At 36.0% G+C, this 26259-nt stretch carries 30 protein-coding genes, 2 tRNA genes and 3 pseudogenes; 19 read left to right on the forward strand and 16 right to left on the reverse strand.

Translation table 11 applies throughout. From position 1 onward, the window contains the following. Positions 1-94: 94 nt before the first annotated feature. The 5 genes and pseudogenes from AAGD72_RS02285 to AAGD72_RS02295 form a co-directional block, all read right to left on the reverse strand. Positions 95-259 carry an IS3 family transposase gene (locus AAGD72_RS02285; RefSeq protein ID WP_081600772.1) on the reverse strand — a complete coding sequence of 55 codons (165 nt, stop codon included), beginning with the start codon at positions 257-259 and terminating at the stop codon, positions 95-97. Next, positions 249-413, reverse strand: coding sequence for a DDE-type integrase/transposase/recombinase (locus tag AAGD72_RS06345; protein ID WP_156768661.1), 165 nt, complete (start codon positions 411-413; stop codon positions 249-251). The genes AAGD72_RS02285 and AAGD72_RS06345 overlap by 11 nt, the downstream gene beginning before the upstream one ends. Before the next feature lie 84 nt (positions 414-497). Continuing rightward, on the reverse strand, positions 498-653 hold the full coding sequence (locus AAGD72_RS06350) for a transposase (RefSeq protein ID WP_209472784.1): 156 nt from the start codon (positions 651-653) through the stop codon (positions 498-500). Between the two features lie 192 nt (positions 654-845). Beyond that, complete coding sequence (locus AAGD72_RS02290) at positions 846-1130, reverse strand: transposase (protein ID WP_038198869.1); 285 nt, start codon at positions 1128-1130, stop codon at positions 846-848. Positions 1131-1202: 72 nt separating this feature from the next. Next, positions 1203-1855 (reverse strand): annotated as a pseudogene (locus tag AAGD72_RS02295) (IS630 family transposase); the annotation flags it as partial. Between the two features lie 66 nt (positions 1856-1921). Between AAGD72_RS02295 and AAGD72_RS02300 the strand changes: the two are divergent. Both AAGD72_RS02300 and AAGD72_RS02305 read left to right on the forward strand, forming a co-directional pair. Further along, on the forward strand, positions 1922-2539 hold the full coding sequence (locus tag AAGD72_RS02300; RefSeq protein WP_341814750.1) for a transposase: 618 nt from the start codon (positions 1922-1924) through the stop codon (positions 2537-2539). Between the two features lie 459 nt (positions 2540-2998). Further along, entirely contained in the window at positions 2999-3175 is a 177-nt protein-coding gene (locus tag AAGD72_RS02305; protein WP_341815007.1) for a hypothetical protein, read from the forward strand. A 288-nt stretch (positions 3176-3463) separates the two neighbouring features. Here the strand turns inward: AAGD72_RS02305 and AAGD72_RS02310 are convergent. After that, positions 3464-3536: transfer RNA gene (locus AAGD72_RS02310), tRNA-Gly, on the reverse strand. A 173-nt stretch (positions 3537-3709) separates the two neighbouring features. Between AAGD72_RS02310 and AAGD72_RS02315 the strand changes: the two genes are divergently transcribed. From AAGD72_RS02315 to AAGD72_RS02355, 9 genes and pseudogenes are all read left to right on the forward strand, one after another. Beyond that, entirely contained in the window at positions 3710-4330 is a 621-nt protein-coding gene (locus AAGD72_RS02315; protein WP_341815009.1) for a ribonuclease H-like domain-containing protein, read from the forward strand. A 116-nt stretch (positions 4331-4446) separates the two neighbouring features. After that, complete coding sequence (gene trxA, locus AAGD72_RS02320; RefSeq protein WP_006279168.1) at positions 4447-4770, forward strand: thioredoxin; 324 nt, start codon at positions 4447-4449, stop codon at positions 4768-4770. 42 nt (positions 4771-4812) lie between these two features. Next, positions 4813-4889: transfer RNA gene (locus tag AAGD72_RS02325), tRNA-Ile, on the forward strand. A gap of 78 nt (positions 4890-4967) precedes the next feature. Continuing rightward, positions 4968-5624 carry a CADD family putative folate metabolism protein gene (locus tag AAGD72_RS02330; protein WP_264707420.1) on the forward strand — a complete coding sequence of 219 codons (657 nt, stop codon included), beginning with the start codon at positions 4968-4970 and terminating at the stop codon, positions 5622-5624. Positions 5625-5753: 129 nt separating this feature from the next. After that, a complete protein-coding gene (locus AAGD72_RS02335) occupies positions 5754-6047 on the forward strand; it encodes a dihydroneopterin aldolase (RefSeq protein WP_338063301.1) in 294 nt (97 codons plus the stop codon). Then, positions 6044-7324: a dihydropteroate synthase gene (gene folP, locus AAGD72_RS02340; protein WP_155969139.1), complete on the forward strand. Its 1281-nt coding sequence runs from the start codon at positions 6044-6046 to the stop codon at positions 7322-7324. Before AAGD72_RS02335 ends, folP begins: the two co-directional genes overlap by 4 nt. After that, positions 7321-7809 (forward strand): dihydrofolate reductase, encoded by a 489-nt coding sequence (locus AAGD72_RS02345; RefSeq protein WP_341815011.1) that lies wholly within the window; start codon positions 7321-7323, stop codon positions 7807-7809. The genes folP and AAGD72_RS02345 overlap by 4 nt, the downstream gene beginning before the upstream one ends. 1 nt (position 7810) lies before the next feature. After that, positions 7811-8548, forward strand: a complete 738-nt coding sequence (locus AAGD72_RS02350) for a putative folate metabolism gamma-glutamate ligase (protein ID WP_015589264.1) — start codon at positions 7811-7813, stop codon at positions 8546-8548. 116 nt (positions 8549-8664) lie between these two features. After that, a pseudogene (locus tag AAGD72_RS02355) lies at positions 8665-9653 on the forward strand (IS630 family transposase). Positions 9654-10250: 597 nt separating this feature from the next. On the opposite strand, the gene AAGD72_RS02360 reads toward AAGD72_RS02355, so the two are convergent. Then, positions 10251-11270 carry a site-specific DNA-methyltransferase gene (locus AAGD72_RS02360; protein WP_341815012.1) on the reverse strand — a complete coding sequence of 340 codons (1020 nt, stop codon included), beginning with the start codon at positions 11268-11270 and terminating at the stop codon, positions 10251-10253. 67 nt (positions 11271-11337) lie between these two features. Here AAGD72_RS02360 and AAGD72_RS02365 point away from each other — a divergent pair, with 67 nt between their 5' ends. Next, a complete protein-coding gene (locus AAGD72_RS02365; RefSeq protein WP_341815014.1) occupies positions 11338-12057 on the forward strand; it encodes a helix-turn-helix domain-containing protein in 720 nt (239 codons plus the stop codon). Between the two features lie 720 nt (positions 12058-12777). Then, positions 12778-14121, forward strand: a complete 1344-nt coding sequence (gene radA / locus AAGD72_RS02370) for a DNA repair protein RadA (protein ID WP_151808023.1) — start codon at positions 12778-12780, stop codon at positions 14119-14121. Here radA and ftsY read toward each other — a convergent pair. After that, entirely contained in the window at positions 14108-15019 is a 912-nt protein-coding gene (gene ftsY / locus AAGD72_RS02375) for a signal recognition particle-docking protein FtsY (RefSeq protein WP_341815015.1), read from the reverse strand. The two genes, radA and ftsY, sit on opposite strands and share 14 nt — an antisense overlap. Before the next feature lie 178 nt (positions 15020-15197). On the opposite strand from ftsY, the gene iscU reads away from it, so the two are divergent. Genes iscU through hscA form a run of 4 tightly spaced genes read left to right on the forward strand, consistent with a single transcriptional unit; the run spans position 15198 to position 18184 of the window. After that, positions 15198-15581: a Fe-S cluster assembly scaffold IscU gene (gene iscU, locus AAGD72_RS02380; protein WP_151808025.1), complete on the forward strand. Its 384-nt coding sequence runs from the start codon at positions 15198-15200 to the stop codon at positions 15579-15581. A gap of 12 nt (positions 15582-15593) precedes the next feature. After that, complete coding sequence (locus AAGD72_RS02385) at positions 15594-16007, forward strand: HesB/IscA family protein (RefSeq protein WP_341815016.1); 414 nt, start codon at positions 15594-15596, stop codon at positions 16005-16007. Next, positions 16000-16458: an iron-sulfur cluster co-chaperone HscB C-terminal domain-containing protein gene (locus AAGD72_RS02390; protein ID WP_341815113.1), complete on the forward strand. Its 459-nt coding sequence runs from the start codon at positions 16000-16002 to the stop codon at positions 16456-16458. The genes AAGD72_RS02385 and AAGD72_RS02390 overlap by 8 nt, the downstream gene beginning before the upstream one ends. Beyond that, a complete protein-coding gene (gene hscA / locus AAGD72_RS02395) occupies positions 16436-18184 on the forward strand; it encodes a Fe-S protein assembly chaperone HscA (RefSeq protein WP_341815017.1) in 1749 nt (582 codons plus the stop codon). Before AAGD72_RS02390 ends, hscA begins: the two co-directional genes overlap by 23 nt. A 7-nt stretch (positions 18185-18191) precedes the next feature. On the opposite strand, the gene lepB is transcribed toward hscA, so the two are convergent. The 5 genes from lepB to AAGD72_RS02420 form a co-directional block, all read right to left on the reverse strand. Further along, positions 18192-18938: a signal peptidase I gene (gene lepB / locus AAGD72_RS02400; protein WP_010962911.1), complete on the reverse strand. Its 747-nt coding sequence runs from the start codon at positions 18936-18938 to the stop codon at positions 18192-18194. Positions 18939-19032: 94 nt separating this feature from the next. After that, entirely contained in the window at positions 19033-19158 is a 126-nt protein-coding gene (locus tag AAGD72_RS02405) for a hypothetical protein (RefSeq protein ID WP_341815018.1), read from the reverse strand. A 701-nt stretch (positions 19159-19859) separates the two neighbouring features. Further along, positions 19860-20744 (reverse strand): aspartate carbamoyltransferase catalytic subunit, encoded by an 885-nt coding sequence (locus tag AAGD72_RS02410; protein WP_341815019.1) that lies wholly within the window; start codon positions 20742-20744, stop codon positions 19860-19862. Between the two features lie 220 nt (positions 20745-20964). Continuing rightward, positions 20965-21990: an extracellular solute-binding protein gene (locus AAGD72_RS02415; RefSeq protein ID WP_095866589.1), complete on the reverse strand. Its 1026-nt coding sequence runs from the start codon at positions 21988-21990 to the stop codon at positions 20965-20967. 729 nt (positions 21991-22719) lie between these two features. Continuing rightward, a complete protein-coding gene (locus AAGD72_RS02420) occupies positions 22720-22974 on the reverse strand; it encodes a hypothetical protein (protein ID WP_155969423.1) in 255 nt (84 codons plus the stop codon). 408 nt (positions 22975-23382) lie between these two features. Between AAGD72_RS02420 and AAGD72_RS02425 the strand changes: the two genes are divergently transcribed. Next, positions 23383-24172, forward strand: a protein-coding gene (locus AAGD72_RS02425; protein WP_341814578.1) for an IS5 family transposase whose coding sequence is annotated in 2 segments (ribosomal slippage) — positions 23383-23643 and positions 23645-24172 — 789 coding nt in all. Because the reading frame shifts where the segments join, the coding sequence is not laid out codon by codon here. 6 nt (positions 24173-24178) lie between these two features. Here the strand turns inward: AAGD72_RS02425 and AAGD72_RS02430 are convergent. Together AAGD72_RS02430 and AAGD72_RS02435 are read right to left on the reverse strand one after the other, a co-directional pair. After that, positions 24179-24671: pseudogene (locus AAGD72_RS02430) on the reverse strand (IS5 family transposase); the annotation flags it as partial. Positions 24672-24707: 36 nt separating this feature from the next. Beyond that, complete coding sequence (locus AAGD72_RS02435; protein WP_341815020.1) at positions 24708-24989, reverse strand: hypothetical protein; 282 nt, start codon at positions 24987-24989, stop codon at positions 24708-24710. Positions 24990-25057: 68 nt separating this feature from the next. Between AAGD72_RS02435 and AAGD72_RS02440 the strand changes: the two genes are divergently transcribed. Then, positions 25058-25588 (forward strand): Na+/H+ antiporter subunit E, encoded by a 531-nt coding sequence (locus tag AAGD72_RS02440; protein ID WP_341815021.1) that lies wholly within the window; start codon positions 25058-25060, stop codon positions 25586-25588. Here the strand turns inward: AAGD72_RS02440 and AAGD72_RS02445 are convergent. Further along, positions 25581-25997 carry a hypothetical protein gene (locus tag AAGD72_RS02445; protein ID WP_010082489.1) on the reverse strand — a complete coding sequence of 139 codons (417 nt, stop codon included), beginning with the start codon at positions 25995-25997 and terminating at the stop codon, positions 25581-25583. The genes AAGD72_RS02440 and AAGD72_RS02445 overlap by 8 nt on opposite strands. Positions 25998-26259: the final 262 nt, after the last annotated feature.

The following is a 26259-nucleotide window of genomic DNA, read 5'->3' on the forward strand; positions in this document are numbered from 1 at the left end:
TAGCTGACTGACCTTACCCAGAAAAAGTGGAGAGAAAGTTTGGAATGTTTTTTACAAAAAGAATGATGCATCAAATTGTTCTGGAATGCAATAGTTAATAGTGACGTTGTTTGTTATAAAAAATTTCTATATATTCAAATATAGCAGTTTTGATATGCTGTTTAGAGTGCCGAGAGGTGTCTATTGGTAACTCCCTTTTTAGAGAACTGAAGAAGCTTTCCACAACAGAATTGTCGTAACAACAACCTTTATGACTCATCTATGTTTTTTATGGATAAGAGATATTGATAACCTTGCGAAGTATATTGTGAACCTTGATCACTATGTAATAGTAGATTTTTGGCAGGTTTACGCTTGTTAACGGCCATTAATAAAGAGTCCATAACCAATTGTTTATTTATTGAACTGCTCATTAACTACCATGCGTGAATATAGATCGATTATTGTTGCCAAATATAGCCATCCTTCTTTGGTTTTTATATAAGTAATCCCATACTTTATTTGGTTGATCGACAATAAAGTTTTGGTCTAATATATTGGGAGCTACTGTCCGTTTGTTGTTTCTTAATTTTAAATTTTCTTCTCAATATAGCCTGAATACCATTTTTCTGCATAATACTTTGCACTGTTTTTAAGTTGCAACTTTTACCCAAAGCCTTTAATTCAGCATGAATTTTAGGAGCTCCATATCTACATTTAAAAGCTTTTTTTGAATATCTGCTTTTATTTGTTGATTCTCTACTGCTTATTTTCCTTGTAGTCCACTTATAGTAGCCACTAGCAGAAAACCCTACATAATTCCTGCACTTTATAGTGTTTACTATGCTCTTTTATGAAAAAATATTTTACTCTTTTTGACTGGCCAGGGCTTTTTTTAAAATGTCTCTTTCTCTTGTTACTTTTGCTAACTCTTTCTGTAAATCAAATCTCTCTTTGTCATAAGGTGCTACATCTGGAAATGCATTTGCCGCTGACTTTTTTTCGTTATATTTCTTCATCCATTTTCCTAATACACTATCCCTTATTCCTAGATCTCTTGCTACTTTTGCAACTGGTTGACCTACCTTTCTTTGTTCATTTGCCAGCTTAACAGCTTCCAATTTGAATTCTGCCGTATATTCTCTTGCCATTTCTAATCCTCCAAAATTTTATTTTACCCAAAAAAACTCTTTTCTTTCTCTCCACTTTTTCTGGGTAAGGTCAGTCTGTCCAGGTTCCAAGATCGGTGTCAAAAATTGCTCAAACCATCCATTAAAAACATCCATATTACAGTGGCCTTCAAAGGTTAACGGAACAACTATCTTTCTTCCACTTAAGGCTGCAACCATACTGATTCGTTGAGTTTTCTTTCCAGATTTTAAGGCATAAAACCGCTGTCCTTTCTGGCAATATCCGTAGGGGTAGTCTTCGGTGTTATCAATGCCAGACTCATCTATATACACTAAGTTTTTAGGTTCTTTTGTCGCTATAATTTTCAAAAATTCAGCACGTTTTTCTTCGTTTCTTTCCTTGTATCCATATGTCTTTTTTTGCGCGTAAATCCAATTTTTTTAAGGGCTCGATAGATCGTTTGGATACTAACGTTGTTCCAAAGTTTAGCCATTTCCGATAGAGTCTTTCCTCCGTGTTCTCTGGCAAATTTGGCAAAGGTACCCCAGTCGGTAATTTTGTGATTGTAACCCCCATTTCCAAGTTTTTTTGATTGAAAGTCTCCTGTTTCTTTTCTTCTTTGCTGCCACTCCCATAAAGTAGTTCGTCCAATCTTAAATCTTGCTGCCACTGTTTCTCTGCTTTCTCCTTCGTCTAGCGCTTCCATTGCTTTTTTTCTTAAATCATAACTATATGCTGCTGGCATTCAACCTCCTTATCATCATCTACCCTTATCCTATCACATCCAGACTTTTATGGAAAGAGCTATAATATGGAAGATATCGAAATTGCTATAGACAGTACAGGAATTAGTATATACAACAACACTCCTGGTCACAGTAAGGAAAATAGCACTGACAGAAAATATCGTGGCTATGAGCAAACGAGAAAATTGTACGTAATGTTGAATATAAACAACAAAAAAGCCATAGCTGTAAAATACAGTAACGGTGTCTACTCTGATCACTATGGAGCTTGTGATTTGCTAAAAGAAGTTGATTTTCAGCATGCCATAAAAGCACTATATGCAGATAGAGCATGTGATAGGCACAAGTTTTATAAGTTGTGTAACGAATATGATATAAAGACAAAAATTCCACCAATAAACAATGCGGCAGAACATCCAGAAATAGATTATATGTCTGACAGGAATGCTGCTATTAGGTTAATAAAATTATATGGTGAAGATGGCATGAAAGAATGGAAAAAAGAAGTAAATTATGGGAAAAGATCTTATATTGAAGGGTTTTTCTCAAGATTAAAGCAAATATTCGGATTTAGTTTTAGGAATAAATCTGAGATAAATCGAGAAAAAGAACTGCTAATCAAATGCTATTTGCTTAATAAATTCACTGATATTGGTATGGCTAAATTTGAGATAGTTACATGAATTTACCATAAATCACCATCTCATAAAGTGTGATGCAACAAAGCCATCCCAGTGTCTGGGCACTGGGATGACATCATCCTTTTTTGGATTCCAGACTGGAATGACAGCAGTCCTACGTCATACCGCCGCGGTATTTCCAGATCCCGCTAACACGTAGCGGGATGATGGTTGTCAGGGTGTTGTCCAAGTAGCCTCCTTCTTCTGTTATCCAAGCAGCCTCTTTCTTGTCATCCCAGTGCTCCTTTCTTGTCATCCCAGTGCCCAGACACTGGGATCCAGGAAACTTAACTTTACACCAGGTAATAAGAACTGGATTCCAGCGTCACGCGCTGGAATGACAGCAGTCCTACGTCATACCGCGATTCATTCGCGGTATCTCAGCCGCTAACAAGAGATCCCGCTAACACGTAGCGGGATGACGGTTGTCGTTTAGCTATAAATATTTAAGAAATTTACCAAATGAAAAAAAAGGCAAAAGAAGCCCTGAGGTTATTATCCGCTTTAAAATATTGGCGTTTTTTATGTTTTAAACGCTTGACAAGCGAGATTCAGCCGCTTTTAATTGCAACTAACTTACGCTGCAAACGTTTAAGAAATTTACTAAGCAGAAAAAAAGACAAAGAATCCCCGAGTTAGCTAGTCTTTTACTATCTCTGTCGAGTATTGGCATTTTTTGATGTCTTGTAACGCTTTATAAGCGCGTTCAGCTTATTTAGATAAAAATCTAGATGTAGATGAAGTTTTGTAAAGACATACAGTATCTATATACTGCAAAAAATTGAACATAAGACGCCGATACATTAAGTAATCCTTACCTTTTAATCTGCAGATTGGCGAAAGCAAATACAATAGCTTCAGTCTCATGATAAGAGGGCTGGCGGAGTTTGTCAAGGGATTTTTGACGAAATGATTTTGAAAGTAAAGAGCGGGAGAAGGGGTTCGAACCCTCGACCTCAACCTTGGCAAGGTTGCGCTCTACCAACTGAGCTACTCCCGCAATTAAATTAACCTAAATTTACTTAATTATAGGCATATACAGCAATTTGTAAACCCCCGTGTACACGAAAAATGTGAGAGCCCATAAATTTGCGTGGTTCCTTCTATGATCTTTTCGTATACTTAAGGCTCATTTTTGATTATCATAAGTTTTTAATTATTCCACAAAGCTTTATGGGAATATTTTTATATAAAGACGACTTGCCAGCTAGTTCAATACCAGATGATGTAAGGTCTATAGCTGTTGATACCGAGGCAATGGGGCTACTTCATAGCAGAGATAGATTATGCCTTGTGCAGCTCTCTTTTAATGATGGCAACGCTCACTTAGTTCAACTCAAGAACAATTATACAGCTCCAAATTTGAGAAAAATATTAGAGGATAAAAATATAACTAAAATATTTCACTTCGCGCGATTTGATGTGAGCATAATACGTTATTACTTGGAAACTTGGGCACTTCCGTGCTATTGCACAAAGATAGCTTCACGTTTAGTTCGCACTTACACAGATAATCATAGCTTAAAAGAGTTGTGCTTAGAGCTGCTTGATACCAAACTAAATAAGCAGCAGCAATCTTCTGATTGGGGAAATGAAAATTTAACAGACAAACAAAAAAGTTATGCTGCATCTGATGTTTTGTATCTCCACAGGATAAAGGAAAAGCTAGACTTAATGCTGGAACGTGAAAATAGAAAAGAATTGGCCCAAAAGTGCTTTGAATTTCTTCCTACTCGTATTGAGTTAGACTTAATGGGTTGGGAAAACGTGGATATCTTTAACCACCAGATGTAATAGAAGTTTTTTGTTTGTGCAAAACACTTTAGGGCAATTTTTCAAGCTCTGCGGTAAGAATTTAGTTGATTAACTGCTAATAGATACGCTATATTTTACAAAAATTTAGGTATTTTATGAGTGATGATATTACATCGGTAAATGATCAAAATTTCAAATCTGAAGTCACTGACTATAAAGGGTTTGTTCTGATAGACTTTTGGGCAGAATGGTGTGGGCCATGTAAAAGTCTAATGCCACGTATCGAACAATTGGCTAAAGACAGAAAAGGCAAGATTAAGATCTGCAAATTCGACATAGATGAAGGGACTGAAGTGCCAAGTAAGTATGGAGTGCAATCTATACCCACTTTAATCATATTTCAAGATGGTAAGGAAATTGCACGCAAAATTGGTGCAACAAATGATTTGTCAAGTTGGGTTGATAGTGAAATAAGCTAATAGACAAATTTGCTTTTGTGTGTATTATAAATATTGATAAAAGGGATTGTAGCTCAGTCGGTTAGAGCAGTTCGCTCATAACGAATTGGCCGTAGGTTCGAGTCCTACCAATCCCACCATTGTATTGATCTTAGCATGATCGTAACAATGAGAAAGCTGTAGTATATGAACTATATGTTGATATAATGGAGGAAATAATGAAATTTACTAAGTCTCTAAATAACAAGTTAGATGAATTGCACTTACTAAATCATCCATTCTACCAATCATGGAATACAGGAAGCTTAAGCTTGCAAGCTTTACAAACCTATGCTAAAGAATATTATCACCACGTTGCTGCGTTCCCTCGTTACATCAGTGGTATACATTTTTTGTGCCCAGATCTAAAAATGCGACAGGTTTTACTTGGTAATTTAATAGAAGAGGAACAAGGTGATGAAAATCATCCAGAGTTATGGAAACGTTTTGCTGAAGGGCTTGGCGTTGCGCGATCTGATCTTCGTGAAAGTGCACAGATTAAGGAGACACAAGAATTAATTGATGGTTACTTTGACATTGTAAGATCAGGTTTTGCGGCAGGTCTTGGAGCCTTATACGCTTACGAACGTCAAACTCCAGAGGTTTCTAAGTCTAAAATTGAAGGTTTAAAAAAACACTATTCAATAAGTGATGAGCGTTCTCTTCAATTTTTTACGGTTCATATGCATGCTGATGAGTGGCATTCTGAGGAATGTGCAAATCTTATTGAAGATCTAGATGAAAAAGAGCAAGATAAAGTTATGCAGGGTGCTCAAAAGGGAGCAAGGCTCTTGTGGGGTTTTCTTGATGGAATGATGAATGCTAGCGTGTGTTAGTAGTTTAAGTAGCTTAAACTCAGTGATGTTGGAATGCAATGTCTGCATGTAATCTTCTTATATCTGACTTACGGCTTTGGGTTCATTTAGGCTATAGTGCAGAAGAGAAGTATCATTCTCAATTAGTTAGTGTTAATATTGATTTTACCTTTAAATCCCCCTTTAGGACTTACAACTGACCGGCTTGAGGATACTATATGCTACTTGGAGGTAGTTCAGAGTATTCAATCTCTCGTTCAAAGCAAGCAATTCAACTTAATCGAGCATTTAACTCATGATATATACAGGACCATTAATAACCTTGTGATGCAAAAAAAGCTTATTATTTCTTCTATAGGCGTAACTATTCACAAAGTTGCACCACCTGTCCCCAGTGTGCATGGAGGTGTTTTCTTTACTTATCGTAATGCGTTGCAAGAATGATTTACATTTCTATTGGCTCAAATATGGGGAATCGCTTTTCCCATTTACAAAAGGCTGCTCAGTTACTGCAGGAACGCTATTTTAAAAATTTAAAATCTTCAATTATTCTGGAAACTAAGGCTATTTTACCAAATGATGCTTCACCTGGGTGGGACAGGCCATTTCTAAATATGGTTGTGTATGGAAGTTGTTCTTCTTCTCCTGAAGAGCTGTTAAAGGGCCTTAAACAAATTGAATGTGACATTGGCCGTCTGCAGGTCTATGAAAAATGGGCACCTCGCGTTATTGATTTGGATATTTTGTTATGGGATGACCTGACACTTGATACACCCTACCTTAAGATTCCTCACCCAGAATTGATAAACAGACCATTTTTGCTTCACTTGATGACAATGCTGAACCCTATGGCAGTAGTTAACAAAACGTTTGGTACTGTTAACCCTAACATTAAGGATTGCTTTTTAAGGAGTTTTACGCTTTCACCAGAGCTTGTAGGTATTGTCAATATTACTCCTGATTCATTTTCAGATGGTGGTCTTTATTATGATGCAGATCAAGCAACCAAGCAGGCACTGCGGCTGTTATCAGATGGTGCAAGCATAGTTGAACTTGGTGCTCAATCAACAAGACCTGGCTCCTCAATACAAACTCCAAAAGCAGAGTATGCACGCTTAAAACCAGTGCTTGATGACCTTAATCAATATATGAAAGTTGGTGACATTAAAGTCAGCATTGATAGCTTCTGGTCAGACGTTATTTTAAATGTTTTGGAACACTACAACATTGCCTGGGTAAACGATCAGAAGGGAGATCTAGATGATAATACCTTAAAAGCGATTGCTAGCAGTGGATGTAGTATCGTTATTATGCATTCACTCTCCATACCACCACATAGTGACAACATTATCCCAAGTGACATTGATCCAATTGATACCATAAATAATTGGGCAGAAAAGAGCATTAACAGGTTACTTGCCCTAGGTTTTGATCAAAGCTCGATCATTATTGATCCTGGTATTGGTTTTGGCAAATCTATGTACCAGAATATCCAGATTTTACGCAGTATAGAAACGTTACAAAATTTTGGCTGCAAAGTTCTGGTTGGTCATTCTAGAAAGTCATTTATTTCTTCTTTTTCTACAGAACCTGTCTTTAACCGAGATTTAGAAACAATTGCTTTATCATCTGCATTGCACAACAAGGTTGATTTCCTTCGAGTGCATAATGTGCGTGATCACATGCGATTCTTTGTAGCTCAAGCTGCTTTACAGGGATGATAGTTATCGGAATTATGGCTGTTGATCCCAAGGGGGTAATTGGAATAAATAATGGATTGCCCTGGCATTATCCAAGTGAGTTAGATCATTTTCGTCAGGTGACTGACAAACAAGTTATTGTTATGGGAAGAAAAACATTTGAAACTATGCCTCAAAACATATTGAAGGATCGTATCCCTGTTGTTTTTTCTCGTAACAAATTAAATTCTTGTTTTAACAGAGGAGTAAAATGCACTATTATTTCTTCTATGCAAGAGTTTTTGTCAATCCAAAGTAATTGGAGTTACCCTCAAATCTTTGTGATTGGTGGAGCACAAATAGCGCATCTTTTTTTAGAATATAATCTAATTTCAGAGTTCATCATGACAGAAATTTACAAACCCTATAAAGGTGATGTATATTTCAACTTAACACTTCTTGATGGATGGCATAAAACTATTCTCACCAAAACGAAAGATTATACTATATGTAGGCTAACACGTTAATATGCATGTTAAAGCAATTTATACCCACCGCATTGAATGTGGGGAAGTATTAGAGCAGGTTCTTGATCGCTATGTTTCAGAGTTGCTAGGAGAGGAAGTTGTTCTTGCTATCACATCAAAAATCATTTCTATTTGTCAAAAACAAGTGGTTTGCAAAACTGCTTGTTCTAAAGAAGAGCTAATCAAAAGAGAAGCTGATGCAATTGTTGATGTAGACCATAATTCTTACGGCATCTATTTAACAATCAAAGACAATATCTTAATTCCATCTGCTGGTATTGATGAATCAAATGGTAATGAAATGTATATTTTATACCCAAAGGATGTTCAGAAAACAGCTCTATCAATATGGAACTATCTCAAGACAAAACACTGCATAAAACATCTTGGTATTTTGATTACAGATAGTAACATAACACCTATGCGCCTTGGGGTTACGGGCGTTGCTCTTGGTTGGTGTGGATTTGAACCATTTTATTCCTATATAGGCAAGCCAGATCTTTATGATCAACCACTGCAAGTAACACAAGTCAATCTTCTTGATGCGCTGGCAACGTCTGCTGTTTTAGTTATGGGAGAAGGGGCGGAGCAAACACCAATGGCAATAATTAGTGGCGCACCAAAGATTCACTTTCTTACTCGTCTGCCAACTACAGAAGAAGAAAAAAGTGTGAAGATATCTATGGAAGAGGACCTTTACTCTCCTCTCCTCATGCGAGCCCGCTGGTTAAAGAGTTAAAGAGGAACTTAAAAATTTGCTATTAGACTTCTTATACCAATTCCCGCTACACAAGTAACGGATAGACAATAATAGAAAAAAAGCCATACTGAAGTAAGTAAAGTAGCGAGGTTTAAATGGCATTAAGATCAAAATTATTGGATGAAAAAGTGGTGGAATCAGCAAAAGAAATGCTGAAGAAAGTAAGAAATAACGCATATGTTGCAAAAAAACTAAATGCTGTAATTGCAGCAAAAAAGCACAGTATAACAGCCGTAGCAAAGATATGCTGCATTTCAAGAAAGGCACTTACTGCATGACCTAAAATTTGGCAGAGAAGAAAAATTATTTGCTCCGCCTCAACGCCGTAGAAAAACTATATTGAATCAAAGTCAACGTGAACAAGTTGAGGTGTGGATAGAGGAAAACCCCAATATTACTATAAAAGAAATGAAAATAAGAATTCAAGAAAAGTTTGGTTTGAATATCAGCAAATCTACAGTACACCGTAATATGCAAAGAATGAAATTCTCATATATCACACCAAGACCAGTGCATAACGGACAAGATAAAAGTAAACAAGAGGAATTTAAAAAAAAATCTTAATGAAACTATTGTCATGTATCCTGAAAAAGAGCTATTTTTCTTCGATGAATCGCGGTTTGGCACACATTCAAAGATTGGACACGGGTGGTTTAAAAAAGGCATTAGGACACAGGTTAAGGTAAAACTAGGTAGGCAAAATTTTTATCTCTATAGTGCAGTTAATCCCAGAAATGGAGAAAGTTCTAGCTCAAACGTCAATACTGATTGTATGAATATATTCCTTGAGCAGATGTCACAATATTTAGGAACAAGGGAGGCATTTCTTATCATGGATTGTGCTAGTTGGCATAAGTCAAAAAATTTAAAAGTACCTAAAAATATCGACATTATATACCTACCACCATACTCACCTGACCTCAATCCTGTTGAGAGGTTTTGGTTATATATAAAACAGAACATTTTGCGTAACAAAATCTACGACACAATTGCTTTGCTTGAGAGCGCTTTGTGCAAATTTATTACCTCTCTTTCTCACTCCACAATTAAAAAACTCTGCAATGCCGCTTATTTGATTCACTAGTAATGAGAATTGGTATTACATAACCATATAACATTGGGAATAGAAACGAAAAACTTACTTGACAAACTCCGCCAGCCCTCTTATCATGGTACTGAAGGTATTCAGTTATCTTCATCTGTGCAGATTAAACAGCAAGAAAACAACGTAGTTGGCGTCTTATTTTTAATTTTTTGCACTATGTGCACCTTATGTCTTCACAATATTTCTAGCTATATAAGCTGAAACGCGCTGTTTAAGACAGTATAGTACGCCAATTTGCAGGATTAGAGAGTGACAACTAGCTAACACGGGGTTTCTTTTGCCTTTTTTTCTGCTTAGTAAATTTCTTAAACATTTATAGCTAAGGTTAGTTGCATTTAAAAGCAGCTAAATTGCAGCGTTTAAGACTTAAAAAACGCCAATACTGAAAATAGACAATGACTAGGGTTTCTTTTGCCTTTTTTTTCATTTGGTAAATTTCTTAACATTTATAGCTAGCATATTTAAGAGTAACTTCTGCTAGTAACGCTAATGTGGAAAGTGTTGAGGATAGGCAACAAAAATGCTTATATAAAAAATTATTGCTAAAAACGGGAAAACCATGAACAAAGAGCATAACTAAACTACTAATGACTGCTGAGTGAACTCAATATCCAATATAGACTGCTTAGTCTTTAATACAGGCTCTTTACCACGAATAATGCATTGATAAATAACTGCCAACTCTTTTTTTGAGCATTCTTTTTCTAAGAACCTAAAAGCAGATGCAGCAAGATATTCTCTATTTTCTTCAAATGCCAACCAGTAACGGTCTTCTTGCTCACATACAAAACCTGTTGTGTTAGAACCAGCAAAAATATCTAAAACAACATCTCCTGGTTGTGTTAGAAACCGAATAAAAAATTGAGGTAATTTAGCAGGGAATCTAGCTGGATGTTGTTTTATACCTAGTTCCTTACATGCAGCAAGATACCGGCTATTGGACTCTGAATTGGGAATCTGTAAAAGATTGGATGGAATAGCTCCTCCATTGTCTTTGCCAAAGCTACTGCCAATATTATGTCCTGATGGTCGTTCTTTTGGAGTATAATAAGCCTTTGGGTTCTCGATAAGTTTTTTCATGCGGCCACTGTATTCCACTAGCACCTTTGTGACATCTGCTTTAGGCCACTCAGTTTTGCTAAACCACCATACTGTATTAACAGAATCTTTTGCTCTGATTTTTCTCTTATTTACCCATTCAATTGGACTTGGCAATTTAGAAGGATTATACCAATAGAAATCTTCTGCAAGGAAGAAGCCTATGTCATCACAGAAATGTATAAGCACTCTAAAATTATATAAACTTCTGGATGGCACGCCTTTTTCATAAGCCCCACCCAGATCAAGTACAAAACTGCCTGTATCTTTGAGTTTGCTATGTACTAATTTTGCAAATTGACTAAGCCAGGCAACATATTCGGCTTGGGATTCATTTCCGTATTCTTTTTTTCTTTGCAAAGCAAACGGTGGGCTGGTTATTACGAGATCTAAGCTATTATCTGGTAATTGCGGCAATAGGTTAAGAGAGTCTCCACAATATGCAGCTCCCCTATCTGTAGTATATGTAGGTTTATTATTAAATTTAAATTTTTCCAATATATGTACCATATGGAAGATACTTATAGTCTGTAGACTTATAATTGTCAACTATTATCTTACAAAGATGACAAAAATAAAAAAACAACCTCTGCGGTTACTTCTTTCCCAGAATATACGAAGAATAAGAAATATAAAAGGGCTTTCCCAAGAAACTCTTGCTGATTTATGTGAATTACATAGAACATATATAGGCTCCGTTGAACGTGGTGAGAGAAATATCTCTATAGATAATGTTGAGCGCATAGCAGATGCCCTTGGTGTTGAACCTACTGCACTTCTAGATCAGGATCAAGACAGAAAATGTCTGAAAGATATATTTCCTCATATACGGAAGTATCAAGAGTTTGCTGTTAAGCATGGTATAAATGATATCTTTCAGGACAACGGCGGAAAAATCCTACAAGTCTTATTACTAACTGGACTCACTATTCTTCCAGCACGCGAGGGAAATGATGCCATTGATGAGTATGGTAATGAATATGAGCTTAAATCAGTAAATGCTCTTCTTACAAAAAGCTTTTCTACTCATCATCATATGAATCCTACAATAATTGCAAAATACCGAAAGGTGGATTGGATATTTGCTATTTATGAAGGAATAGAGCTAAAAGAAATATATAAATTAACGCCGCAAGACCTTGAGCCATATTATATTACATGGGAAAAGAAATGGCATGATACTGGTGGTAAAGACATCAACAATCCCAAAATTCCTTTAAAATACGTCAGAGATAAAGGTAAGCTTCTTTATCATTGTGATGAAGAAGTATGTGACCGCCACTAACTTTCTCCATCCCAGGTTGATTTTGAATTGTCCGGAATGCTGAAAACCCTAACATTTAACTCTTTTTTTGATAAACTTGTTTATTTGCTGTTTATTAAAATTTTCACTTCAAAATTTAACCTCACCAAAAGTATAAGAAGCCTGTCCAATGAAAAATTCTTAATCTATCTAATACGTAAAGTGTCTGAGAGAGCTATCTGTAACGCGAATTCTGGATTAGATCTAAGACTTAAAAAACGCCAAATACTGAAAATAGACAATGACTAGGGCTTCTTTTGCCTTTTTTTTTATTTGGTAAATTCCTTAATGTTTATGGCTAAACGACAATCGTCATCCCGCTGCTTGTTAGCGGGATCTAGAGATACCGCGAATGAATCGCGGTATGACGGTTTGCGGCGGCATGACCTCGTCATTCCCCTACGTGTTAGCGGGATCTAGAGATACCGTGACGGTATGACGGTTCGCGCGGTGGCATGACCTCGTCATCCCGCTACGTGTTGGCGGGATCTATGCTTTGAGATACCGCGAATGAATCGCGGTATGACGGTTCGCGGCGGCGTGACGATAAGCTCGTCATCCCGCTACTTGTTAGCGGGATCTAGAGATACCGCGAATGAATCGCGGTATGACATAGGGAACCCTTTCTTGGGTTAGCTATAGATTTACTTCGCATATTCAGCTAATTTTTATTACAATTACAACAAAATAATTTTGGCTTTGATGAAAACTGTATATGTATGTCAATCCTGTGGTCACAGCACTGGCAGGTGGGTAGGGAAGTGCATCGCATGTGACAATTGGGATACAATTGTTGAGGAAATAGCAGTAAAAACGGGCAAAAGAAGTATATCTGCACCAATTTTAATAAAGACGTTATCGGGTAGCGAAATTATCACTCCAAGTCGTTTTTTAACAGGAATAGAAGAATTAGATAGAGTTTTTGGTGGGGGTATCGTTCAAGGTGCTAGCATTTTAATTGGTGGCGAACCTGGAATTGGGAAATCCACCCTTTTGCTTAGAATTGCAGCTAATGTTGTGCAACTTTCCTCTTTTGAATGTCTTTATGTATCTGGCGAGGAATCTTTAGAGCAGGTGAGTCTTAGAGCAAAGCGTCTTAAGATAAATGAACCTAAAATCAAGCTTTTATCTACAGTGTCTTTAACTGATGTAGTAGCAACAATAAAGGAAAACAAAAGTATTAAATTCTTAGTAATTGACTCTATACAAACAATGTATGATAGCAGAATTACATCAGCACCAGGAACTGTAACTCAGGTCCGCACTTGCGCACATGAATTAACCATTCTTGCGAAACAATATGGTATTTCCCTCTTAATAGTTGGCCATATAACTAAGGATGGACAAATAGCTGGACCTAAAACTTTGGAGCATATGGTAGATACGGTATTATATTTTGAAGGTGAAAATAGTAATCAATATCGCATTTTACGCACTATTAAAAATAGATTTGGCCCTGCAAATGAAATTGGTGTTTTTGAGATGTCTGAAGCAGGACTTGTGCCTGTTGATAACCCATCATCATTGTTTCTGATGGCCCATGACAGAGAAGTAGTTGGCAGCGCCGTATTTGCAGGAATTGAAGGTTCAAGACCAATTTTAATGGAAGTGCAAGCATTAATAGCAGGGACTAATATGGCAACCCCAAGAAGGGCAGTAGTTGGGTGGGATATTAATCGATTGGCTATGATCATCGCGGTGCTAAATGCTCGTTGCAAAATGTTTTTGCATGATAAAGAGGTATACCTAAACATTGCAGGAGGACTCAAAATACAGGAACCATCGGCTGATCTTGCTGTTGCTGCTTCCCTTATTTCAAGTGTAGTAAATTTACCGCTGCCAACTTCTTCAATAATCTGCGGTGAAGTTGCACTTTCAGGAGAAATTAGGAATGTCTCACATGCTGATCTCAGACTAAAAGAAGCACAAAAGTTAGGATTCAAAAAAGCAATTATGCCTAAAAATGGTAATTACTCTTCTCATGATATTGAGATAATCAAGCTTGGTCACGTAAGGGAATTAAGAGAAATTTTTAATTACAATTAAATAGTGCTTCAGCAAATTCTTTGCTAGTAAACTCCCTTAAGTCCTCTATACTTTCGCCAATTCCTATAGCATATAACTTTATCTTATAAGCTTCTGCAAGTCCAATTACCACTCCGCCCTTAGCAGTGCCATCTAACTTTGTTACGATTAGCCCGGTAACATTAACCATTTTGCTAAATGCTTCTAATTGGCTATAAGCATTTTGGCCGGTAGTTGCATCAAGAACTAAAATAACGTCATGAGGGGCAGTATCATCCAATTTCTTTATCGTTCTATATATTTTTGATAACTCCTCCATAAGGTTCACATTATTTTGCAGCCTTCCTGCTGTGTCAATTAGAACAACATCAATGTTATCTTTTATAGCTTGACTTACAGCTCTATATGCCACACTTGCAGAGTCGCTACCGTACTCTCCAGTAACAATCAAGCAATCAGAACGTTCTGCCCAAATGTTTAATTGTTCACTAGCAGCAGCTCTAAATGTGTCACATGCAACAAGCATAACGGATTTTCCCATCTCCTTATATTTATATGCGAGCTTACCTATAGTCGTGGTTTTACCATTACCGTTTACTCCGCATACCATTATTATGTGGGGTTTTTTATCCAAAACTAACGGCTGCACGACTGGATTTAATATAGCTTCTATTTCATTCACTAATTGCTGCGTGATAATATTATACTCAACTTCCTTGTCAAACTTGATGCTTGTGAGCCTGTCAATAATCAACTTGGAAGTTTTATGACCAATATCCATGCTAATTAGCAATTCTTCTAGCTCATCTAAAAGCGACTGATCTAATTTTTTTTTGCCAGAAAAAATACTTTTCACCCCGTCGCTAAAGCGAGAAGAAGTTTTCAACAAGCCTTTATAAAGGTTACCAAATAAACTCAAGAGAATACTCCTTTTTAATTACAATATAGAGAATGACATGCACTACATGTATTTGTAAAGTAAATACACTCGTAACCCATATATTTTGTGAGTAAAATATACTGTTTGCTAGTGCATTTTTCTTTAGTTTTTAACCTAAATGTGTTATAATGTAGAATAGCGGTTCACAGGTAATTTTATGAGTTATAATGAGAAAATTTTAGATCATTACGAAAATCCAAGGAATGTTGGCTCTCTGGATAAAAATGATCCAAGTGTTGGCACTGGTCTAGTTGGTGCACCATCGTGCGGTGATGTAATGAAATTGCAGATAAAGGTCAATGACAAAGGTGTTATTGAAGATGCAAAATTTAAAACTTTTGGCTGCGGTTCTGCCATTGCTTCAAGTTCCTTGTTAACAGAGATGATAAAGGGAAGAACCATCAGTGACGTTACACAGATAAAGAATACTCAAATAGTGGAAGAGTTGTCTTTACCTCCAGTGAAGATACACTGTTCGGTACTTGCTGAAGATGCTATAAAGGCTGCTATTCATGACTATCAAAGTAAACAAAAGAATTAAGAAGCTACGAACATGGGTGAATATCAAGAAGTAGGCGGAGGTGAAACTGTAAAAAAGAATAAAAAACTTATCACTATAACTGCGGAAGCAGTAGAAAGGATAAGGTATTTATTGGACCAAAAGAAGCATACTAACCTTGAGAAACCGGAAGAAGCAATAGGAATAAGAGTGCTAATTAAGCAAAAAGGATGTTCTGGTTTAAAATATGACATTGAATATGCATATGATACTCGTCCTTTAGAGTCGATAATTGAGGAAAACTGTAGTGATGGCCAAAAAGTTAAAGTGTTGATCGACCCAAAATCCGTCATGTTTATTCTTGGCTCTGAAATGGATTATGTAGAAGAAAAATTTTCATCGGGTTTTGTTTTTCAAAATCCTAATGAGAAAGGAAAATGTGGTTGTGGAGAAAGTTTTCATGTCTAGCAACTATTTTACATTGTTTGAAATTGAACCAGCTTTCAATATCAGTTTTGATGAGTTAGAGAAAAAATATATTGAGCTAAGCAGGACTGATATAAATGAAAGACAGTCCCAAAACATGGAAAATATTAACAGAGCTTATCAGATACTAAAGTCACCGCTAAAACGTGCTGAGCATTTGCTGGATTTTTTTAATGTGAAAAGCCAAAAGGACCACTTAAATTCTGAAATATTAAGTGAATCAATGGAAATAAGAGAGTACTTACTAGACTGCGACGATCTACAATTTGCAAGCAGGATGATTGATGAAAAAATAAAAGGTTGCATTAAAAACCTAATTAACACTTTTGCTGTAAAGAATTTTGATGGAGCTGCTACACAAGTCTTAAGATTGAAATATTTATATAAGTCATTTGAGGAGGTGAAAAAGAATGCAACCAATTCAAATTTCTGAACCAAATTCAAGTGAAGTAGTTTTTGGTATAGACCTTGGCACCACCAATTCTTTGATTGCTATGGTGAATAAAGCTGGCAATGTGGAGATATTTAAAGATAAACAGGGAAGAGAGCTACTGCCTTCTGCTCTTTCATATGAAAATAATACATTGAAAACTGGCTACGATGTCGGTCAAAATGCAATCTACTCAATAAAGCGTTTAATGGGTAAAAGTGTTGAAGAATTAAATAAAGAAGGCGTCAATTTTGAAATAGATCATGAAAGCGAAAAAGTTATTAGAATAAAATGCGCAGAGGAAAAGTATCTTACTCCTATTGAGATTTCTGCTGAGATATTAAAAGCTTTATGTGAGAGGGTAAAAAAGTCTAAGGGACTGGAAGTAAAAAAAGCAGTGATTACTGTGCCAGCTTACTTTGACGATTCAGCACGTAACGCAACCAAATATGCAGCAAGATTAGCCGGCATAGAAGTTCTTCGCCTCGTTAACGAGCCAACCGCTGCAGCGCTTTCTTACTCCATTGAAAAGAACAATAGCAGTGGAATATATGCAGTTTATGACCTTGGTGGTGGAACATTTGATATTTCGATATTGAAATTGCATCAAGGAGTATTTCAAGTCCTTGCGGTTGGTGGTGACACCAACCTCGGCGGTGATGATTTTGATCATTTGCTGAGTTCAATTGTGATTGATAAGTATAGAGAAAAGACGGCTAAGCAACTAAATTCCTTACTTATCGAATCACGCTCTGTGAAAGAGTACCTAAGCAATCACACTATAGGTATCTTCGAATTTAATGTTAACGGCAAGCCATTTGAGTGCGAAATTACCAGAGAAGAATTCGAGCAGGCAATCAGTTCTTTGGTCAATAAGACTATCAATATAGTCACTCGTACTATAAGCGATATAGATCTTAAAATTGACGATATAAAAGGAGTAATTTTAGTTGGTGGTGCAACTAGAACACCATTGGTTCAAAATTCACTAGTCAAACTCTTTGGAAATAAAGTACTAAATGACGTGGATCCAGATAAAGCAGTTGCCATTGGGGCAGCTCTGCAGGCTCATGATTTAACTTCGAGCTCAAAAGATAGGAATATTCTCCTGGATGTTCTACCTTTATCACTTGGCATAGAAACTATGGGAGGCATAGTTGAAAAAATCATACCAAGAAATACGCCACTGCCAGTTTCAGAAACAAAAGAGTTTACAACTTATATTGATGGGCAAACAGCAATGAAAATTCATGTTTGTCAGGGAGAACGTGAAATGATAGAGGATAACAAATCTCTAGCGCAGTTTGAACTAAAAGGTATACCGCCACTGCCTGCAGGTTCTGCAAGAGTTGAAATAGAATTCACAGTTAACGTTGACGGAATCTTGACTGTTACTGCAAGAGAAAAAACTACTGGAATTGAGCAGACAGTTAAAGTAAATTCAAGTTTTGGCTTGAGTGAAGCTGATGTTCAAAATATGGTTAACCAGTCAATAAACAGTTTTGACGAAGATATGAAGGCTCGTTCCCTTGCAGGTGCTAAAATTAATGGAAATAAACTCATACACTTGGTTGAAAACAATAATAACCTTTCCACTGATCAAAAGTTGAAAAACCTATTACAAAATGCAAAAAACGCTTTACAAGGCAATGACTTGAATGAAATTAACAACACTATCGCCGAGTTAGAAAATTCTTCTTTAGAGTTGTGTGAATTAACAAATAGGTAGAAAAAGCTTACACAACCTTGTGCAATACCCTATTTAATCTCAAAGCAACAGGTAATCTGAAATTAAATGGTAACCAATCGACCTTTCCCAATTTAAACGATAAACCAACTATGCTTACACGCCCAATGATATTTTCCATTGGTACAAAACCAACTTCAGGAAACCTACTATCTAAAGAATTATTTCTATTGTCTCCCATAACAAAAAATTGATCGTTAGGTACATAATAAACCGGAGTATTATATGATAGCTTATTAGAAATGTCATCTACCAAAATCTCATGTTCCTTGCCACTTAAAAGCGTTTCTATATATCTTGGTATGTTACGATTTGACTCATAATCAAAAAAACTTTCAATTTGCCTTCGCTCTACTTTCTGATCATTTAGGTATAATTCTCCCTCTATCATTTGCACTTTGTCACCTGGTGTTCCTATTACTCGCTTAACAAACCTGATGCTGTCATTTCTCGTGGGTTTGAAAACTACTATGTCGCCACGCTTTGGAGGGGTATAAAAAATCCTGCCGCTAAAAATGTTTGGAGAAAATGGAAAGGAGTGTTTACTGTAACCGTATGAATATTTACTGGTAAAAATGTAATCCCCTTCAAGTAGGGTGCTTTTCATTGAACCAGAAGGTATATGAAATGGCTCGAATAAAAAACTACGTATTGACAGCGCAATCAACAGTAAAAAAAACAATGAAGATAAAAATCTTCCCGTTCTTATCACCCAGTTTTTGCTTAGTTCTTCCAACTTTTCCAACTTTGTTTTTCTTATAGATTAAGTTTATTATAATACATAAATTAAAAAATGGTAATATGAAATTTTACTTGTGAATGTTATTCCTCTATTCAAAACGATTTTGGTTCATTTCTTTCAACGGTGTCATCCAAGTAGCGTGACACATAACTGTACGAACATTGCAATTTGCAGGTGGCAGATGAAAGTAGCTGATGCACATCTGTACGAACATTTGCTTTTGTTAAGGTAATATGGTGTTATGAAAGTAGCTGACACTGGAATGGCTTTGTTGCATCGCTACTTATGAAAGGCTAACTATAGTTAGGATTATAAGCAACCTATTGAAAATCTTGTTTTTTTGCAATCAATCTGATCAAATTTAAGAATAGTAATTTGTTATTTATATTAATAAATTTAATTCTATTGAAAATAGCTAAAGCATTGAAATTCTTGAATTTTAGCCGGATTAGTGAGTGGTAGTGAAATTTCTTTTACTCAAATTTAGGTATTCACTGACCGTTCTTGTTATAAATACCAGAATAATAAGCTACTGATATTTTCCACCTTTTTTATCTTTAATCCATCATAGCTAGCGATGCAACAAAGCCCGCTGGAATCCAGGTTGTAACCGTTCACGGATTGTGAGAATGAATAAAGAACTAAGCAGTCGTAACTTTTGGAAGGGATTTTGGCCATTGAGACGTGATGTCAAAAATATCGACAACATTCTTTCCACAAATCTTTCTCCATGTTCCGACCAGGTGAAAAAGCTGTTTTTACGATAGCCGTCTAATTTGCCGTTCTGCAAGGTTGTTGATTGACTTCAGGCTTTCGTAAAAAATTCCACATCATATCCTCAGCCTTAACATCTTAGTGGCCATTCTCGTCATTTCATGAAAAAACCCTTCTTTCGCATTAGTTGTGTAGCATTTTTTAATATCTATAATAGTGCAGCACTGCCTTACGTATTGCCAATCCGAATTCTACTTGCTGTAAAATAACACAATCTGCTACATCACTGCTAATCTCAATCCCTCTGTTTATTGGCCCTGGGTGCATAACAATCGCATCTGGTTTTGCGTATGATAGCTTTTGTGAATCAAGTCCATACAAATGAAAATATTCTTTCTCTGAAGAACTATTATTCATGCGCTCTCTCTGCAGCCTTAAAAGCATAATTACATCAGCATCTTTTATACCTTCAATTAATGAATAATGGACTGAATCTACTTCAGGAAAATGCTTACAAATTAAAGTTGGTGGTGCGACCAAGCTTATCTCTGCTCCAAACATTTTTAGCAACCTTATATTTGACCTTGCAACTCTGCTGTGCAGAATATCTCCACATATCACAACTTTGAGATCCTTTATTTGCTTTTTATGACTGCTGATTACAAGATAGTCTGCAAGAGCTTGAGTTGGATGTTCACTGCTTCCATCGCCTGCGTTGATTAGCGAGCAGTTAACATACTTTGCCAGTGTATTAATGATACCACTACTTTTATGCCTGATTATTATGTAATCAGGATTCATTGCATTTAATGTTTTGATCATGTCTTTTAGATTTTCTCCCTTGTTAATAGAAGAAGATCTTATTGGCAAAGTTACAACATTTGCTCCAAGGCTTTTTGCTGCTATTTCAAAAGACGCAAGTGTACGCGTTGAATCTTCAAAGAATAAATTTATTACTGTCTTATTTTCCAAGATATGACCATTTGCAACTTCTTTTTTAAGGTACTGGCTAGCCAACTTAGTTATATTTTCAACGTCATCGACTGTGAGGTCTGAGATGTTTAACAAATTCCTTCTGTTATTCATAATTTCCTTTTAACATGCAATTGTTGTCCAACTACTTGAACCAATTCTACTTTCTTATTATCGTTTTTCAATAGACCTCTTGTGCAGCAATTGTTTTGGTGGAAGAACGGAAAAAGATAGTAAAGTCAAAATTAAGTTAGAAGGAAGAAAAAGTCCAGCAAGTTAAGAGTAAGGTACATTAGCATAAATCTTTCATCCCAATGTTTAGTGGCGCTGGGGATTACTTCCACTTACACTCATCCGCTATCATAACAGCCTCAAAAAGATGCTTCTCAAGTTCACTTAGAGGCAAATCACTTTGTGAATAATTTCCCCAAGATTTTAGTATATCGGAAGTTTCAACGCCTTCAATAATAGGATATTCTTGGTTTTTTTTAGCGTATAACTCTTGAGCCTGCTTGCTTACTAAAAATTCCAATAAGACTATAGCATTTTCCCTGTTTTTTGCGTTTTTTGTTACTGCTGCACCACTGATGTTTACCATTACACCGTGATCGTTGCGATTAGGAAAAAAAGCCCCTAGCTTGTCTGCAACATTCTTTTTATTTTCTGATAAAAGAATTCTCGCAAAGTAGTAGCTGTTCACTATTGCAACATCTCCCTCACCCGCTGCTACGGCGTAAATTTGATCAGTATCACCACCACTTGGTTTTCTTGCCATATTGCTCACAATTCCGCTTACCCATTCTTTCGTCTTTTCAAAACCATTATTTGCAATCATAAAAGCAATTAACGATCTGTTATATGGACTTGTAGAAGAACGCACTAATATTTTTCCTTTCCATTTTTCATTTGCTAAATCTTCATAAGTACTTAAGTCCTTAGGGTCTACTGACTCTTTATTGTAAACCAATATCCTAGCTCTTTTTGTAAGACCAAACCAATAATCTTCACTGTCTCTAAATCTTGCAGGTATAACACTTTTTAAAACCTCTGAATCTACTTGAGATAAAAGTCCTCTTTTTTTTGCTAGAATTAAGTTGATTGCATCAGCAGTCAAAAATAAGTCAGCTTCACCACCGTTTTCCATTCGTGAAAGTAGCTGAGAATAATCATCAATGATGTAACGTACTTTAATACCTGTATTTTTCGTGAATTCATCAAACAAAGTACGTACTAATTCTTCTTTGCGCGATGAATAAACATTTACCACTTGTGAGTCATTAGTTCCGTCGTTTCTGTATAAATAAGTAATAACTATCAATATAATTGCTATTAAGGATGTGAATATAAAGGCTTTTTTCATATTGGATAAAAAATAACTTCTTTCAGTTAAAGTTACCAAGATGGTACAACTTTAGCAAGTGTAAAGTTCGTTAGATAAATCATAAAAACTTCCTTGACAAGCTTCGCCAGCCCCCTTATTATAACACTGAAGCTATTTATTTATCTTCGCAATCTCTGCAGTGGATTAATGACAAAAAACTTAATGTATTTGGCGTAAATCATGCTTAATTTTTTGCACTATGTGCACCTTATGTCTTTATAAAATTTCTAGGTTTTTACCTACATAAGCTGAAACGCGCTTATAAAGCGTTCAAGACATCACCCAACGTCAAATTTTAAAATAGAGAGTGTAATAACTAGCTACCACGGGTTTTCTTTGCCTTTTTTTTCTGCCTAGTAAATTTCTTAAACACTTGCGGTGTAGGTTAGTTGCAAGTTAAAAGCAGCTAAATCGCTCTTAATCAAGCGTTTTAGAATAAAAAAAACGCCGATATTTTAGTACATAGTAAATAGCCAACCACCACGGGGCTTCTTTTGCCTTTTTTTTCGTTTGGTAAATTTCTTAACATTTATAGCTAAACAACAACCGTCATCCCGCTGCTTGTTAGCGGGATCTATGTTAAGGTATGACGGTTCGTGGCGGTATGACGGTTCATGGTGGCATGACGATAAGCTCGTCATCCCGCTACGTGTTAGCGGGATCTAGAGATACCGCGAATGAATCGCGGTATGACGTAGAAGGATGATATCATCCCAGTGCTTGACACTGGGATCCAGTTTTCCATATAATCTCATCGAAAATGTTGTAACCACTTTCTATGCTAGTTTGCTTGCTCACAAGCAAACTTTCCTGGATCCAAGTAGTCAAGGCACTGGGATGACAAAGAAATAGGCACTGGGATGACAGGAGAAGGAGGCTACTTTCATGACACCATTCTTTTTTCTGGATCCAAGTAGTCAAGGCACTGGGATGACACCCTTTTGGATGGAAAGCTACTTGCATGACATCATCATAAAGTAAACCAGTGTCAGCTACTCGGATGACACCCTCTTGGATGGAGACCAGTGTCAGCTACTTTCATGACAAGAAGAGGGTACTGGAATGACAAAGTGGAGGGTCTGCTTCTGTCATCCTATGATAGCTAAAAAGACCTGGATTCCAGCGTCACGCGCTGGAATGACATTGTAGGGTGTTATCCGAGTCCTTTTTTTCGTCATCCGAGGACCGTATGACGTCATCCAAGTAGCGTGACTACTTGGATCTAGCGCTGAATTACCAATCCGCAGAAATTGGAACATCTGCTTCGCCTGGAATCTCAAATCGCGGTTGTGACATTACTTCCCTTAGAACCTGTTTAAAATCTCGGAGAGATGAGGTAAAATAGTGGTAGATTAAGAATGAGGTATATCTATGCGTAAAAATTATCCAAGTGATATAAGTCGAGAGCAATTTGAAAAAATCAGACCAATACTAGAGAGTAGCAGGAAGAAAACGAGACCAAGAAAACTTGATTTGTATGATGTATTTCGTACAGTGTTATACGTCCTAAAAAGTGGTTGCCAGTGGAGAATGTTGCCAAAAGATTTTCCAAGGTGGGAAAGCGTATATTACTATTTTCAAATGTGGAATAAAAAGAATGGAGAAGAACCAAGTTTGTTGGAATTAGTTTTAAAAAAAATTGGTTGGAGAGATCCGTATCAACAATGGTCGGAAAGAGAAAACTAGCTTCTGTATAATTGATGCTCAAAGTGTTAAAAACACAGATACTGCTGAAAAAAAGGGCTATGATGCAGGTAAAAAGATTTCAGGCATAAAGCGTCATATTGCAGTTGATACTCAAGGTCTACCACATGCAATTTATGTAACAACAGCAGAAGTAACTGATCGTAGTAGCGCTGTAAGAATGGTTGAAAATGCTAAAGATACCCTTTCTGAAGTCAAAAATATATTGGTTGATGCAGGCTACACAGGAAAAATTTTTGCAACCCAAATAAAAGATATTATTGGTGCAACTGTTGAGGTAATAAAGCGCAGTGAATTACATTCTTTTGTTGTATTGCCAAAGAGATGGGTTGTTGAGCGTTCTTTTGCTTGGTTAGAAAAGTGTAGACGGCTATGGAAAAATTGCGAACGTAAACTCAATACCAGCTTGCAAATGATTGTCCTTTCCTTCATTTCTCTCCTATTACGAAGATTTTAAACAGGTTCTTACAGCGCTACTACGATCAGTTACTTCTGCTGTTGTTACATAAATTGCATGTGGTAGACCTTGAGTATCAACTGCAATATGACGCTTTATGCCTGAAATCTTTTTACCTGCATCATAGCCCTTTTTTTCAGCAGTATCTGTGTTTTTAACACTTTGAGCATCAATTATACAGAAGCTAGTTTTCTCTTTCCGACCATTGTTGATACGGATCTCTCCAACCAATTTTTTTTAAAACTAATTCCAACAAACTTGGTTCTTCTCCATTCTTTTTATTCCACATTTGAAAATAGTAATATACGCTTTCCCACCTTGGAAAATCTTTTGGCAACATTCTCCACTGGCAACCACTTTTTAGGACGTATAACACTGTACGAAATACATCATACAAATCAAGTTTTCTTGGTCTCGTTTTCTTCCTGCTACTCTCTAGTATTGGTCTGATTTTTTCAAATTGCTCTCGACTTATATCACTTGGATAATTTTTACGCATAGATATACCTCATTCTTAATCTACCACTATTTTACCTTATCTCTCCGAGATTTTAAACAGGTTCTTAGAATTTTGACCACGAGATATAGTAAATATGTAATTTATGCCAGATCCACTATCATTGTCAGGTTTACTCTTTTCCCACTCTTGACATAAATCTGGATCTTCTTCTTGTAACTTAGCTTTTATTTTTTCAACTATATTGTCCTTGCTCAAATCTGAAAGGTCATTTATTTTTTTTAATATTTCCATAAATTTATCATATTCCATAACTTCCTCACTTAAAAGATATAACTTAGTTGTTATATCTTTTAACATAGAAGTCAAGAACCTAAATATTCGTTATTATCTTTCCTTAAAGAGTCATTTTAGTTATATTACAGACTATGAAAAACCTCAACTTTAGGAAGGAAATCAAGTTTTTTTCTCTGTCATTTATAATTTTATTTGTTCTATGGACTGTATTGTCTGGTGATTTTGAGCCGTTTTTTATTTTTTGTGGAGTGTTTTCCTGTATATTCACATCGTTTATCTTTAGAAGGTTGATAAACGCTGAAAGAGCTCTTAGCCAGATTTTAAATAGTACGAGTAGACTGTCGTTTTATAAGTTAGTAAGTTATATACCATGGTTAATGTACCAAATCATTTTATCAAGTGTTTATGTAACAAAAAAGGTGCTACAACTCAAATCTAAGCTTGAACCGATTATTATCCTAAGAAAATGCAAAGGGCATAATGACGAAAGCATTGCGTTATTTGCCAATTCAGTCACAATCACTCCCGGAACTTTAACTATCAATGTTGAAAGTAAGCAGAAAACATATTTCTCTACCATGTATTTGATAGATAAAGATCTTGAAAGCGGCATTTCTGAAATAGAAAATAAAATCTTAAAAATACTACGTTCAGTTAAGTAATTGCTTTAAATAAGTTAACAGCATCCTTATATTCCCTTACAAGACTTTCAAGCATTTCTTTTGGAAGGCTATTGTTAACAATAGAACATAAATAATTATACAAATCTTCTAACCTTAATACGTTATTTCTCTTCTTGCTGTTGAATTTATACGGAAAAATACCTTCCATAACTTCAATAGTAGTAGCCTTGTTTAAAAATACATTTTCACTTGTCACGCTTATTCTTGCTAAAACAGTGTTAATTTCAGGTTCGTCACTCGTATAAAAATCTGATAGCTGAGTTATTCTAATAACGTACAAAGTTACTATTTTTGACAAGCAATTATCAGCATATTCACAATTTTTTATTACCTCCCACTGAGTAACCTGAGATTTACCTATTTTTGCATTGTTCGGTAATTTACTCATTGAACTTTCTCCATTTAATCCAGTGTAATAAATTATACTAATACTTTGTTAAATAAATAATAACGCGATTACAAAAATATATACTTATAGTGGTATATTATACAAAAATAGCACAATATCTAAGCATTAAAGCTAGTTTTAGCTGGGTACATGGGGCTATTCGTTATTTTGTGTTGTCCAGTGAGGTCCAAAATTAGAGGTCCACTTATATAAAGAGTTTAGTCTGCCTTCTTTGCTATAAAATAAGTTTTCCTTTTGAGCT

This window comes from Wolbachia endosymbiont (group A) of Chalcis sispes (assembly GCF_964026765.1).
Taxonomy (GTDB): Bacteria; Pseudomonadota; Alphaproteobacteria; order Rickettsiales; family Anaplasmataceae; genus Wolbachia; species Wolbachia pipientis.